This is a genomic window from Dyella lutea, assembly GCF_024158035.1.
In the GTDB taxonomy this organism is placed as follows: Bacteria; Pseudomonadota; Gammaproteobacteria; order Xanthomonadales; family Rhodanobacteraceae; genus Dyella_A; species Dyella_A lutea.
Genome location: NZ_JAMZEK010000001.1, coordinates 1,285,265 through 1,298,238, shown reverse-complemented (window position 1 = coordinate 1,298,238; position 12,974 = coordinate 1,285,265). Strand labels below are relative to the sequence as shown.

Genomic DNA, 12,974 nt, shown 5'->3' with positions numbered 1-12,974 from the left:
TTGTCCATGGCCGTCGATATCAAGAATCTCAACCACAACCAGCTCAACGACCTGATCGCCAAAGCGCAGACCCGCCAGGAAGAACTGCGCAAGGAAAAGGTCGGCAAGCTGCGCGAGAAGGTCCACGCGCTGATCAAGGCCGAGGGCTACACCTTCGACGACATCTTCGGTTCGGCCCGTGGCGGCAAGCTGCGCCGCGCCAAGACCACGGTGGCGCCGAAGTACCGCAACCCTGCCAACCCCGAGCAGACCTGGTCCGGCCGCGGCAAGCGCCCGCGCTGGTTCAACGACGCGCTGAAGGCCGGCAAGAAGGAAAAGGATCTGGCGATCTGATCGACACACGGCCGATTGAAACCGCGGAACGCCGGCCTTTGCGCCGGCGTTTTGTTTCTCGCGGGAGACAGGCGCTAGAGCGAGCGTCGCGACGACACCAGCAGGTCGCCGAAAAGCAGCCCCGCCACCAGTGAAACGAGCAAGGTCAGCAGCAGTACGCCGGTATCCAGTCCCAGTACGGTATCCCGCTCGAACAGATACGACACGCTGCGGAATCCCACGCTTCCGGGCACCAACAGGATAATCCCCGGCTCGCGGATCACCGCGCCGGGACGATGCATCCAGCGGGCGTAGAGATTGGCGATCGAGCCCAGCAGGAACCCGCCCAGGAATACGCCGAACGGCGCCCCCGGAATGGAGCCGGAAATCAATCCTCCCCAACGCGTGGCCAGATAACCGACCAGCACCGCACCGATCACCACCGGCCAGTCGCGGCGCGCGGCGCGAAACAGGATCGCGAAGCCGAATGCGCCCAGCAGCAGCGACGGATAATCGACCCAGCCCGGAAGTGGCGGCAATGCATAGGTCCCCGGATCGATGCCCAACGCCCCGCACAGTTGGGTCGCTGCCACGGTGCCGAAGGTGAGCTTGAGCAACGTGGAGATCGCCCCACCCATGCGCGCCACCCCTGACACCAGGTGCTGGCTGGAGATCTCGCGCACGGCAGTGGTCAGCGACATCCCCGGCACCAGCACGATCAGCCCCGCCAGCACCACCGACTTCACCGCCAGCGGTACCACGTAGGCACTGACCAGGATCGCGATGGTGGTCGCCACCAGCGCGCAGATCGCATCGCTGGCCGCTGCCAGCCGCGGCCGGCTGGCAGCGAGGATGGTGATTGCACCGATCACCAGCCCGATCAGCCCCGAGGCCAGCAGGTCCGCCCACGAGCTGTGCAGCAGCAGGCCGACCACGCAGGCGGCAGACAGTCCGTAGCTGGCCACCACGCCAGCCTGCGCCCGTCGCGTGTCAGGCAGGCCGAGCAGCCGGAGCAGGCGGAAACCCTCGCGCAGCTCGATCTCCCCGGACATCACGCGATCGGCGATTTCATCCGCCTCGCACAACCGCGCCAGGTTCACGTCGCCCGGCGACAGCCGCATCACCTGGGTGACCTGGGCCAGCCCCTCGTCACCCTGAGCCAGGTCGGAGAACGAAATGATGATCGCCGTGGGACTGGACCAAACGTCGGCGGCCAGCCCCAACTGCTGCGCCGAGCGGGCGATCGCCATCTCCAGCCGGGGCGCGGTGGTGCCGTACTGGTGCAGCCGGCGCGCCAGCTCCACCAGGAAGCTGATGCGGGTATTCAGCGCGGCCGTGGAGAAATCGGCCGATGCAGCGACGGGGACGACGGCGCTCATGCCGCGCGCGCTCCGGTCCTGGCCGGACTCCACCCGCTCATGCCGCGGAACGCACCTGCAGGGTGGTGCCGTCCACGGCCACCACCTCCACCGTGGCACCGACCGGCAACTCCGGGCCAGCCACCAGCCACTGGCCGTCACCCACGCGTGCCTTGCCGCGGCCGTTGACGATCGCTTCGCTGAGCCCGTAGCGCTGACCGATCATCTGCTCGGCACGGCGGTTGAGGCGCTCGCTGCCCGGTGCGCTGCGTTCGATGCGCGGACGCAGCTTGCGGGCATAGAACACACAGGCAGCCAGCGCCAGCATCGCGAACAGCACCGCCTGCAGCAGCAGGCCCATGCCAGGCACCAGCCACAGCAGCACGCCCATCGCCGCGGCCGCGATGCCGATCCACAGCAGGAAATAACCGGGGATCAGCACTTCGCCGCCGATCAGCAGCAGGGCCAGGATCCACCACAAATAATGCGCGGAAAGATTCCACATGGTTGCTCTCCGGCCCGCTCAGCGCGGCGGCGGCATGGTGGACCTGGCCTGCTGCTGGCCCAGCGATTCCTTCGCCAGCTCGGCGATGCCGGCCAGCGAGCCGAGGATGCCGGTGGCCTCCATCGGCAGCAGCAGCATCTTCTGGTTAGGCGAGTTGGCCATTTCCTTCAGCGCCTCGACGTACTTGTTGGCGACGAAGTAGTTCAGCGCGTTGACGTTGCCGCCGGCGATCGCGTCGGAGACCAGGGTGGTCGCCTTGGCTTCCGCCGCGGCCAGGCGCTCGCGCGCCTCGGCCTCGCGGAACGCCGCCTCCCGCTTGCCCTCGGCCGCCAGGATCGCGCTCTGCTTTTCGCCGTCGGCCTTGAGGATCGCCGCCTGCTTGAAGCCTTCGGCCTCCAGGATGTTGGCGCGCTTCTCGCGCTCGGCCTTCATCTGCCGGGCCATCGAGTCGACCAGGTCACGTGGCGGCGCGATGTCCTTGATCTCGATGCGGTTGACCTTCACGCCCCACGGGTGGGTGGCCTCGTCGACCACGCTGAGCAGGCGCGCATTGATCTCGTCGCGCTTGCTCAGCGACTCGTCCAGGTCCATCGAGCCGAGCACGGTACGGATGTTGGTCATCACCAGCGCCAGCGAGGCCTGCTCGAGGTTGGACACCTCGTAGGCCGCCTTGGCCGCGTCCAGCACCTGGTAGAACACCACGCCGTCCACGCGGACCACCGCGTTGTCCTTGGTGATGACGTCCTGGCTGGGCACGTCCAGCACCTGTTCCATCATGTTGATCTTGCGGCCGACGCTCTGGTAGACCGGCACCAGCAGGTGCAGGCCGGGCGACAGCGTCCGGGTGTATTTTCCGAAGGTCTCGACCGTCCATTCGAAGCCCTGCGGCACGATGCGCACGAGCTTGGTGATCACGATGACCACCACGATGACGACGACCAGCGCGAGTATCTGTCCCATCACAACCCCCTTCCTCCGGTGAAGTCCGGAGTATAGGCGAGCGGCGCGGCGGTCAAACCTCCCGCGGCGTGGCCAGCGGCAGCAACAGGCTCACCTGGAGGCCACCGCCCTCGCGGTTGGTCAGTGCAATGCGGCCACCGTGGGCTTCGGCGATCTCGCGGGCCAGCGCCAGGCCCAGGCCGGTGCCCGAACGCTTGGTCGAGTAGAACGGCAGCAGCGCCTGCGCCAGCACGGTCTCGCTCATGCCCGGACCGCGGTCGGCCACTTCGATGCGCAGATCGGGCCCCAGCACCTGCAGCGCGAGGGTGACCTCGTCGTCGGGGCCGCCGGCCTCGTGGGCGTTCTTGACCAGGTTGATCAGCACCTGCTCGACCTGGGCGGCATCGAACCAACCCGGCTGCGCAGGCGCCCCGCCGAGCAGGCGGAACCGGCAATGCAGCGCCAATCCCTCCAGGAACGGCCCCCAGGACACCTCTGCCTTGCGCGGCGCCGGCAGCTTGGCGAAGCTGGCATAGCCGGCGATGAAGCCGTGCAGGTGCCGCGCACGCTCGCCGATGGTGGCGAACACGCCCGGCAGTCGTTCCACCTCGCCACGGCGCGCCAGTTCGGCGCCGGAATGGGCCAGCGAGGAGATCGGCGCCAACGAGTTGTTGAGCTCGTGGCTGATCACCCGGATCACCCGTTTCCAGCTCGCCACCTCCTGCCGCGACAGCTCGCGCGTCATGCGGCGAAACAGCAGCAGTCGGTGCGGTCGCCCCTGCAGGCGAAACGCGCGCTGGGAGATGTGGAAGGTCTCCTCGCTGTTGTCCATCTCCACCGTCAGCAGCGCGTCCTCGCCCCGCTCCACTGCCTCGCGCATCGCCTTCGGTGCGTCGGCGGTGACGTCGGCGAAGACCAGCCCATGCAGGCTGCGGCCGTCATTGAACAGGTGCCGCGCGGCAATGTTGGCGTAAGCGACGCGCTCGCCGGCATCGGTGAGTACCAGCGCCACCGGCGTGTTCTGCACCACCGTGTCGAGCAGCAGCTCGCGCTGTACCAGGTGCTGGCGCTGGTCGCGCAGGGTCTGGCCCAGCGCGTTGTGCATGGCGATCAGCTCGCCCAGTTCGTCGCGCCGGTTGACTGCCAGCGAAATGCTGAAGTCGCCGTCGCGATAGCTGGCCACCGAACCCTCCAGCGCGCGCAGTAGACGGCTGACTGGCGACATCGCCAGGCTGGCCATCCACAACGCCAGTGGCACCAGCACGGCCAGACTGACCGCAAGACCCGCCCCGAAGCCCAGGTGCACCGGGCCGGGTGCCACGCCCTTCGCATCGGTATGCAGCAGGGCAAGCAACTGCGGCAGCGGCCAGGCGGTGATGCCGACGTACACCAGCACGCCAGCCAGGCCGGCCAGCATCAGCAGCAGGCTCAGCCGCCCCTCGAGCGAACGCAGGCGGCGGATCATGCGGTGCGCTGGCCGGTGCGGGTCAACGACATGCAGGATCCATCGGCGTGGCAGCGCAGTTCACGGTGGGACGGCCGTCGCGCCCGAGCTGGTTGCCGCCCATCACCGGCGCCTTGCCGGCAGCCTCCATGGCATCGTTGCGTATCGGCGTGGCGCCGCGCCGCTCCTTGAACTTGAAATGGCCGTCCGAATCCGACGCCGGCTTCAGTGGATTGGCGTCCTCGTACTTCACCGTCGACGCCGGCGCTGGCTGGTTCCAGTGGTCGCTGGCGGCCGTGGGGGTGGTCTGCGCGTGGATGGCGCCCGCAGCCAGCAGGGCGCCGGCGAACAGCAGTCGAAGGGTCATGGCATCTCTCCTTGTCGGCATGAGTGCCCCTTTTACGCCATCCGCGCGGCCGGAGGCCACTGCCAGCCGACCTGTGGACACGTCATCAACCGCTGACGGCCAGCCCGTAACGCTCGATGCGGCGATACAGCGCCTGGCGCGACAGGCCCAGCGCCTGCGCCGCCCGGCTGACCACGCCATCGGCCCTGGCCAATGCCGCCTCCACCGATTCGCGGCTGGGCTCGTCCAGGTTGCGCGAAGGGCTGGCCGCTACCGTCGGAAGATTGAGCAGCTCTGGCGTGATCGGGCGACCGCCCGAGAGCAGTGCCGCACGCTCGATCGCGTTTTTCAGTTCGCGCACGTTGCCCGGCCACGGATACGCCAGCAGCGCCTCGCGCGCGGCGTCGCCCAGTTCGGCGCGGCCGTCGAGGAAGTGCTCGGCCAGCGGCAGGATGTCGTCGATGCGATCGGACAGCGGCGGCAGGTTCACGTCGATTACGTTGAGCCGGTAGTACAGGTCCTCGCGGAACGTCCCGGCCTTGATCATCGCCTTGAGATCGGCATTGGTGGCGCTGAGCACGCGCACCTTCGCATGGCGCGTGCGGCCGGAACCCAGCCGCTCGAACTGGCCGGTCTCCAGCACGCGCAGCAGCTTCATCTGGCCCGGCAGCGGCAGGTTGCCGATCTCGTCCAGGAACAGCGTGCCGCCGTCGGCCAGCTCGAAGCGGCCCTCGCGCGCCTTGTTCGCGCCGGTGTAGGCGCCGGCCTCCGCGCCGAACAGCTCGGCCTCGATCAGCTCGCCCGGCAGCGCACCGCAGTTCACCGCCACGAACGGCCCGCGCTTCACCGCCGAGTTGGCGTGGATGATCGCCGCGATGCGCTCCTTGCCCGCCCCGTTCGGCCCGGTGATCAGCACCGGCACCTCCGAGCGCGCCACCTGGCAGGCCAGTTCCAGCGTCTGCGCCATCGCCTCGGAGGCGAATACCAGGCCGTCCAGCTCGTAGCGGCTGCGCAGGTTCTCGCGGCGGCGGCGGCGCTCGTTGCGCGAACGCGCCACCTCGCGGGTAGATTCGGACAGTTCCAGCAGGTTCTCCACCGTGGCCAGCAGCTTGGCGTCGTCCCACGGCTTGGCGAGATAGTCGGCGGCACCCGCCTTGACCAGCTCCACCGCCGTTTCCAGATGCGTCCACGCGGTGAGCAGGATCACCGGCAGGTCCGGGTGCTGCTCGCGGATCGCCCGGAACAGCGCCACGCCCTCCTCGCCCGAGGTGGTGTCCGCGGTGAAGTTCATGTCCTGGATCACCACGCAGACGTTCTCGCGGGCCAGCACCGCCAGCCCCTCTTCCGGCGTGAGCGCCACCAGCGGGCGGATCTCGTGCAGCGACAACGCCAGCGAGAGCGCCTCGCCCACGGACGGGTTGTCGTCGATGATCAGTACGGTGCGCATCTTTCGTCTACACATGCGGGCATGGATGCCGCTCCATGCGAAAAGGTTGCATGGCCGGGGGGCGTCAACGCCCCCCCGACCGGATCCAGGCCGAAGCATCGGCCCCGGCGCTTTCTCCACCGTTGGCGCCGGTAGGGAAAACGGGAGCCGGGAGCCTCACGCCTTGGCCTTCTGCGCTGCGATCCATCCGTCCACGCGCTGCTCCAGCACGTCCAGCGGCAGCGCGCCGCCATCGAGAATCTCGTCGTGGAAGGCGCGGATGTCGAAGCGCTTGCCCAGCTCGCGCTTCGCCCGGGCACGCAACTCGAGGATCTTCAGCTCGCCCATCTTGTACGCCAGCGCCTGGCCGGGCCAGGTGATGTAGCGATCGGTTTCCGCCTGCACGTCCGGCTCGTCCTCGCTGGAATGGGCGTGGAAGAAGTCCACCATCTGCTGCCGCGTCCAGTGCTTGTAGTGGACGCCGGTGTCCAGCACCAGCCGGTCGGCGCGCAGCAGCTCGTCGGACAGGCGGCCGTAGTCCGACAGCGGATCCTTGTAGAAGCCGATGTCCTTGCCCAGCTGCTCGGCGTACAGCGCCCAGCCCTCGACGTAGGCGGTGTAGCCGCCCTGCTGCCGGAACGGCGGCAGCTTGGGCAAGGTCTGCGCGATCGAGATCTGCATGTGATGGCCGGGAATGCCCTCGTGATACGCGGTCGACTCGATGGTCAGCACGCTGCGATGGGCGAAATCGCCGGTGTTGACGAAGATCTGTCCCGGCCGCGAGCCGTCCGGCGTGCCCTGATGGTATTCGGCCGCCGCCGCCTCCTTCTCGCGGAACGGCTCGACCGGCACCACCACCACCTTGGTCTTGGGCAGCAGGCCGAACAGCTTGGGCAGTTCCGGCTGCATCTGCGCCAGGTAGCCGCGGTAGCGGTTGAGGATGTCTTCGCGCGAGGTGGCATGCACCTTCGGGTTGGTCTTCAGCGCCGCCCGGAAGCTGGCCAGGTCCTTGTAGCCCTGGGCATGGGCGATCCTGGTCATCTCGCCCTCGATGCGCGCCACCTCCTTCAGGCCGAGCTCGTGGATCTGCTCGGGAGTCTGGTCGGTGGTGGTCATCTGGCGCACGTCGAAGCGGTAGATGGCATCGCCGTTGGGCAGGTCCCACACGCCCGGCTGCAGGCGGCCGTGCGGGGCGTAGTCCTTGGCCACGAACGTGCCCAGCTTCGCGTAAGCCGGCCGCACGTCCTGGTCGATCGCCGCCAGGATCGCCTGCTTCAGCCGGGCCTGGTCGGCCGCGGACACCGAGGCGGGGAAATGCTTCAGCGGCTCGGCGAACACGCTGTCCATGCCCGCCGGCTTGCCGATCGCGTCGATCTGCTTGACCACCGCCTCGAGCAGGTACTTCGGCGGCATCATGCGGTCGCGCAGGCCCTGTCGCGCCACGCCCGTGAGCTGATCAAACGCCGCCGGCACCGCCTTCAGGCGTGCCAGGTAGTCCTCGTATTCCTTCGTGTTGTCGAACGGGATCGAGCTGATGAAGCCGGCCAGCTGCAGGTGGATGCCGTTCATCTGGTCCAGCGGCATCTCGTCCAGCTTCAGCTCGTGCGCGCGCATCGCGTCCTTCAACTGGCGCACCATCAGCTCGTGGTTGAGCGTGTCGTTTTCGCTGAAGCCGCGAGTGTCGATCGCCTGGAAGCGGCGCAGGAAATCGCCGGTCCAGCGGTACTCCGCCTGCGCATGGGCCAGCGACAGGTCGCTCAGTCGGTCGTTGTAGCGCAGGTCGCCGAGGATGGTCGCGAACTCCGGCGCGTTCTCCAGCGTGTGCTGCCACTGCTCGTCGAGCAGCTTGTTCTGCGCGGCCACGCGAGTGGCCAGATCGGTCGCCGGGGCGGATGCCGCCGAGACTTCTTGCGGCACCATGCCGCCACCCACCACCAGGCCCACGGCCACCACCAACGGCAACAGCTTCATCATCGACATCTCCCTGGAAAGAAGCCCGATTCTGCCCGAACCCGGGCGGTCGGGGATGGGCCGTTACTCACACCCCACGGATGGCCGCGCGACTACCGTCCCCCTCCCGGCAGGTCACTTCATGCCGGCAGGGCCCGGCGGGGTCGCTCCGTCGAACCATTGCGTCCGGATGCCCTCGACGGCACCGATGCGTGCCTGCCGGCTGACCCAGAGCGTGCCGCCGCGCGCCGCAACAATCGGGCCGTCCACCACCACGCCCGGACCGATCACCACCCGCGGCAGGCGCTTCCACACCTCGTCCTGCGCATCGGTGGAAGGGCGCGGCTTGTCCAGACAGATCCCCTTGCCGACATGTGTGGTGCCATGCAGCAGGATCTTTCCCGACACCGTGCGGATCGCGCCGGCGATCTCGGCGTCATGGCCGTCGAGGCCGGCGACCAGGGTCCGTACATTTCCACCGACATGGCCCCCCGGGGCCAGCGAGACCCGGCCGTCCACCGCGGACAGGTCGTGCCGGCAGGTCGCACCGCGCTCCAGCACGACCGGACCGTCGACGGTGTCGATGGTCTTCGCCGTTGCCCCTTCGCCCAGCGTGACGCCACCGTCCACGATGCGGATCTTGCCCGCCTCCGCCCTGGCCGCCAGGTGCACGCCGCCATCGACCGAATAGACAGGTCGCGGCAGGTGTCCCGCCGCGATCTCGGTCGGCCGGTCCAGATGCATCACGCAGCCGCTGCATACGAGCGCGGCAAGGCATGCCGGCGCCCAGGTGATCTGCCTCAATCCGTTCTCCTTGGGCTTTCTTATGGCCATCCAGCCGTCACACACTGCGCGTCGCCACCACCGGCGGCACACGCGCGGCCTCCCGTGCCGGCACGATCGCCGACAACTGCCCGACCAGCAGCATCGCGACGGCGCCGACAGGCAGCCATTCCCAGGGCAATCGCTGCAGTTCGTAGAAGCGCATCAGCCAGAGGTTTCCCGCATACCCCAGCGCCATGCCCAGCAGTGCGCCGGCGCCCACGATCAGCGCGTTCTCCAGCATGAACTCGCGCAGCACCTGCGATCGCCTCGCCCCCAGCGCGCGGCGGATGCCGATCTGTCGCGTGCGGCGCTGCACCCAGAACCCGGTCAGCCCCATGATGCCGATGACAGTCACCGCCAGCACGGTCGTGGCCACGGCGAAGAACAGCCAGGCCGCCGCACGCCGCGAGCGGAAAGCCGCATCGCGCCGATCGGCGAAGGAACCTACCTGCGGTGTCATGCCGGCCTGCATGGCGTCGGCGAAGTGCGCGGCGATCGCCTTGCCGATCTCCCGCATCGCCAGCGCCTGGTGGTCAGGATCGACCCGCACGGCGAAACTCATGGAGGGCGTCGCGCCGACCCGTTCGGGCAGCAGCACCGTATTGTCCGCCTTGCCGTCGACGGCCCAGCCGAGCTGGTTGCGCAACAGGTGATCGACGACGCCGACCACCTGGTAGCCGGGCCCCTGCAGGGCGTCCGGCCGGTGCAGCAGCTGCCCCAGGGCCGACGCAGCCCCAAACAGCCTGCGCGCCAGCGCGCGGGTGATGACGATGGGTTCGGGCACGCCCCACTTCGCCCCCTCGTCGCGATAGTCCGCCGGCGAAAAAAGGCGCCCTGCCACCAGCTTCACGCCCAGCAGCTGCCCAAGACCCTCGCCCACGTAGGCGTTGACTCCCGCCTTGGCGCCCGAAGGCCCTTGCAGCCCCAGCACGTAGATCTCCGCCGTCACCATCGGCAAGCCATCGGCCGCCGTCGCGGCACGGACTCCTGGCACCGCGCGCAGCATGGCTTCGGTCGCGCGCACCTCTGGAGCGGTCCAGACACGGTCGCCCGAGAGCTGATCGATCAGGATCAACCCTCTTTCGTCGACCCCGCTGGGCGCCACCATCGGCTGCAACTGGTGCCAGAGCAGGAACAGCACGTTGCAGAGAATCGCGCAGGCCACCGCGACCTGCAGCAGGACCAGGGCCGGCAACAGGCGCTGGCGACGAAGGGTGGAAAGCATGACTCTGAGTGACATCGTGTCCCTACTCCGACTTGACCTGCAGGCCCGGCTCGACTGTGGAGGCACGCCAGGCCGGCACGATACCCACGGCCATGCCCACCACGATCGCGATCGCGAACAGCGCACCGAACATCCACGGATCGGACCGCACCAGGGGCGAGAAGTCGTCCCCCTGTCGACGCAGGATCCACGCCCCCAGCTCGGTCATCGGCAGGGCGAGCAGGCCTCCGGCCAGGCAGACCAGGGTGGCTTCGCCGATGTGCTGCGCGAAGACCGCCAGCCGCGACGCCCCGAGTGCGCGGCGAATGCCGATCTCGGTGCTCCGCCGCAGGAAGCGCGCGGTAAGCAGTCCGATCACGTTGAACATGCACAGCAGCAGGAACGACGAGGCCATCAGCACGTTCAGGCGCGCACTGGCCGGCACCACGCCGTTCATGTCGAGCCACTGCCGCACGCCGTAGAGGCCGTACCGTGCCGCAGTCGTCTTGCCGCGGTCGCCGGGGTGGTCGTCCGCATAGGCCCGGAGGTAGGTCCGGTAGCTCGCCACCTGGCCTGGTGTCCCGAGCTGCACCCACAGGCTCAACGAGGCGCAATGGGCGGGGTCCGACGCTCCCGTCTGCGATACGTCCACACCGGCATCGCAGCCGTCGCCGGTCATCGGCATCAGGCCATTGGCCAACGCGCTGGTGTAGGGCACCAGCAGATTCTCGCCACCGTTGCCGGTGAACGAACCGACGTCGAGCCCGAAGAAGTGCGGCTGCGGCGCATACGGCGCGAAGACGCCGATGATCCGGTAGTTCCGCTTGCCCAGCCGGATCTCCCGCCCGATCGCATCCACGGTGCCGTAGAAGCGCTGCGCCGTATCGCTGTCGATCAGCACCACGGGGGCGCGCGCGGTCTCCTCTGCGACCGTCCAGCTGCGCCCATGCAGCAGCGGGACGCCGAACAGGGCAACGAAATCCGAACTGGTCGCCAACACGGCCTGCGAGGCCAGGTGGCGTGTTCCATCCTCGGTGGACTCGTCGGCAAGCACATCCGCGACGATGGCCTGCCGTACGCCGGCGCGTCCGCGCATGAGCGCCTCGGCATCCTCCCGTTTCAGGCGGCGATAGCCGAACGTGTTGGCGGAGACACCGTTGAGCGCCATGCCCGAAGTGTCCACCCGCGGCGGCCGATGGAGAGTATCCATCCAGGCGAGGTACAGATGCTGGCTGCGACCCGGCAACGGGTCACCGGACAGGACATGCAACAGCAGCAGGCTGGTCATGCACGAGGCAATCCCCAGGGCGACCGTGACCACCACCAGCACCGTGCTGCGCGGAAAGCGCCGCAGACCACGCAGTGCCAACGAAAGCTCATAACCAAGCACAACCCGCTCCCTTCATCGTCAATGTCCTTTCCTCCGACATCACACGCTGCGCGTCGCCACCACCGGCGGCACCGCCGCGGCACGCAGCGCCGGCGCCAGCACCGAGAGCTGGCCCAGCACCCACAGCGCCAGCGCACCGACCGGGAGGTACCACAGCGGCAGACGCAGCAACTCGTAGTGGCTCATCAGCAGCAGGTTGAGCGCCACCGCCAACAGCGTGCCCAGCAGCACGCCGGCGCTGACGATCAGGAAATTCTCGGCCTGGAAATAGCGCAGGATGTCGCTGCGCGTGGCCCCGATCGCCCGGCGGATGCCGATGCTCCGCCTGCGCTGCTGCACCCAGAAGTTCGCCAGCCCCGCAATGCCGAGTGCGGTCACGAACAGCAGGCCCAGTGCCGAGGCGATGAGCAGGCCGATCATGGTGGTGTCCCGCTGGAAGTAGGCGCGGCGGATCTCGGTGTAGGTCTGCACTTGCCCGGGATTGATGATGCGATTGGGGTTGGCCTTGAGCAGCGCGGCCACGGCAGCCCCCAGCACCCGCTGGCGATCCCGAGGCGCGCTGCGCAGCACGTAGAGCACGCCAGGACCCTCGGGGCGCTGCGGCCAGATGATGCTGTCGCCGTCGAGCCCCGGCTTGCGCGGTGCCGGCCGCAGCAGGGTGTCCACGATACCGACGATGCGGATGAAGTGGTCGCCGTCGTACATGCTCTGCCCCAACGCGGGCTGCCCCGGATACATCTTCTGCGCCAACGCGCGCGTGACGATCGCCACCGCCGGCTTGCCCTCGCTCACGTAGTCGTCCGGCAGGAAATCGCGTCCGGCGACGAGATGCAGGCCCAGGGTGGCTAGCAGGCCCGGCGTACCGTCGTATCCGGCCGGCTCCACGCATCCGCTGCCTTCGATCGTATTGAGCTGCATCGCCCGGTCCAGCGCCTGCTTGCTGGGGCAGATGCCACTGGACGATTCGCTCCGGTCCAGCGGCAGCGAATAGCTGACCGCCGCGGCGGAGCGCACCCCGGGGACCGCGCGCAAGGCGGCCAGGTCGGCGGTTTGCCGCGCCTGCGCGTTTTCGCCTTTTTCTATCCCCGTGCTGTGGATCGCCGACACCTCGTCTTCGGCGATGCCGGTGGGCACACTGATGCGCTGCACGCGCTGGGCCACCATGAACACCACGTTGCAGACGATGGCGCAGGTGAAGGCCACCTGCAGGGTCAGCAGGAGGGCGGTGAGCTTGTGGTGGCGCAGGGTGGAGAGGATCGGCCGGATCTGCATGGG

At 68.4% G+C, this 12,974-nt stretch carries 12 protein-coding genes; 1 reads left to right on the top strand and 11 read right to left on the bottom strand.

What is annotated here, in order from left to right; all coding sequences use genetic code 11:
• Positions 1 to 6 precede the first annotated feature (6 nt).
• Positions 7 to 333, top strand: a complete 327-nt coding sequence (locus tag NC595_RS05700; RefSeq protein WP_253565310.1) for an H-NS histone family protein — start codon at positions 7 to 9, stop codon at positions 331 to 333.
• Between the two features lie 74 nt (positions 334 to 407).
• On the opposite strand, the gene NC595_RS05695 is transcribed toward NC595_RS05700, so the two are convergent.
• The 11 genes from NC595_RS05695 to NC595_RS05645 all read right to left on the bottom strand — a co-directional run bounded on the left by NC595_RS05695 (position 408) and on the right by NC595_RS05645 (position 12,971).
• Positions 408 to 1,691 carry a threonine/serine exporter family protein gene (locus tag NC595_RS05695; RefSeq protein ID WP_253565309.1) on the bottom strand — a complete coding sequence of 428 codons (1,284 nt, stop codon included), beginning with the start codon at positions 1,689 to 1,691 and terminating at the stop codon, positions 408 to 410.
• Positions 1,692 to 1,728: 37 nt separating this feature from the next.
• Positions 1,729 to 2,175 (bottom strand): NfeD family protein, encoded by a 447-nt coding sequence (locus NC595_RS05690; RefSeq protein WP_253565308.1) that lies wholly within the window; start codon positions 2,173 to 2,175, stop codon positions 1,729 to 1,731.
• Positions 2,176 to 2,193: 18 nt separating this feature from the next.
• Complete coding sequence (locus NC595_RS05685) at positions 2,194 to 3,135, bottom strand: SPFH domain-containing protein (RefSeq protein WP_253565307.1); 942 nt, start codon at positions 3,133 to 3,135, stop codon at positions 2,194 to 2,196.
• A 52-nt stretch (positions 3,136 to 3,187) separates the two neighbouring features.
• Positions 3,188 to 4,579 (bottom strand): sensor histidine kinase, encoded by a 1,392-nt coding sequence (locus NC595_RS05680; RefSeq protein WP_253565306.1) that lies wholly within the window; start codon positions 4,577 to 4,579, stop codon positions 3,188 to 3,190.
• 22 nt (positions 4,580 to 4,601) lie between these two features.
• Entirely contained in the window at positions 4,602 to 4,925 is a 324-nt protein-coding gene (locus tag NC595_RS05675) for a hypothetical protein (protein WP_253565305.1), read from the bottom strand.
• Positions 4,926 to 5,010: 85 nt separating this feature from the next.
• Positions 5,011 to 6,351: a sigma-54-dependent transcriptional regulator gene (locus tag NC595_RS05670; RefSeq protein WP_253565304.1), complete on the bottom strand. Its 1,341-nt coding sequence runs from the start codon at positions 6,349 to 6,351 to the stop codon at positions 5,011 to 5,013.
• 156 nt (positions 6,352 to 6,507) lie between these two features.
• On the bottom strand, positions 6,508 to 8,301 hold the full coding sequence (locus NC595_RS05665; protein WP_253565707.1) for a DUF885 domain-containing protein: 1,794 nt from the start codon (positions 8,299 to 8,301) through the stop codon (positions 6,508 to 6,510).
• A gap of 114 nt (positions 8,302 to 8,415) precedes the next feature.
• Positions 8,416 to 9,084 carry a hypothetical protein gene (locus NC595_RS05660; protein WP_253565303.1) on the bottom strand — a complete coding sequence of 223 codons (669 nt, stop codon included), beginning with the start codon at positions 9,082 to 9,084 and terminating at the stop codon, positions 8,416 to 8,418.
• A gap of 37 nt (positions 9,085 to 9,121) precedes the next feature.
• Positions 9,122 to 10,330, bottom strand: coding sequence for an ABC transporter permease (locus tag NC595_RS05655; protein WP_253565302.1), 1,209 nt, complete (start codon positions 10,328 to 10,330; stop codon positions 9,122 to 9,124).
• Between the two features lie 22 nt (positions 10,331 to 10,352).
• Positions 10,353 to 11,678: an ABC transporter permease gene (locus NC595_RS05650; protein ID WP_253565301.1), complete on the bottom strand. Its 1,326-nt coding sequence runs from the start codon at positions 11,676 to 11,678 to the stop codon at positions 10,353 to 10,355.
• 60 nt (positions 11,679 to 11,738) lie between these two features.
• Complete coding sequence (locus tag NC595_RS05645; protein ID WP_253565300.1) at positions 11,739 to 12,971, bottom strand: ABC transporter permease; 1,233 nt, start codon at positions 12,969 to 12,971, stop codon at positions 11,739 to 11,741.
• Positions 12,972 to 12,974 lie beyond the last annotated feature (3 nt).

Bases quoted from the DNA above. Each gene is read 5' to 3' on its own strand.
- NC595_RS05680 (WP_253565306.1), bottom strand. From the start codon at position 4,579: ATGATCCGCCGCCTGCGTTCGCTCGAGGGGCGGCTGAGCCTGCTGCTG.
- NC595_RS05700 (WP_253565310.1), top strand. From the start codon at position 7: ATGGCCGTCGATATCAAGAATCTCAACCACAACCAGCTCAACGACCTG.
- NC595_RS05670 (WP_253565304.1), bottom strand. From the start codon at position 6,351: ATGCGCACCGTACTGATCATCGACGACAACCCGTCCGTGGGCGAGGCG.
- NC595_RS05685 (WP_253565307.1), bottom strand. From the start codon at position 3,135: ATGGGACAGATACTCGCGCTGGTCGTCGTCATCGTGGTGGTCATCGTG.
- NC595_RS05675 (WP_253565305.1), bottom strand. From the start codon at position 4,925: ATGACCCTTCGACTGCTGTTCGCCGGCGCCCTGCTGGCTGCGGGCGCC.
- NC595_RS05690 (WP_253565308.1), bottom strand. From the start codon at position 2,175: ATGTGGAATCTTTCCGCGCATTATTTGTGGTGGATCCTGGCCCTGCTG.
- NC595_RS05695 (WP_253565309.1), bottom strand. From the start codon at position 1,691: ATGAGCGCCGTCGTCCCCGTCGCTGCATCGGCCGATTTCTCCACGGCC.
- NC595_RS05655 (WP_253565302.1), bottom strand. From the start codon at position 10,330: ATGCTTTCCACCCTTCGTCGCCAGCGCCTGTTGCCGGCCCTGGTCCTG.
- NC595_RS05665 (WP_253565707.1), bottom strand. From the start codon at position 8,301: ATGAAGCTGTTGCCGTTGGTGGTGGCCGTGGGCCTGGTGGTGGGTGGC.
- NC595_RS05645 (WP_253565300.1), bottom strand. From the start codon at position 12,971: ATGCAGATCCGGCCGATCCTCTCCACCCTGCGCCACCACAAGCTCACC.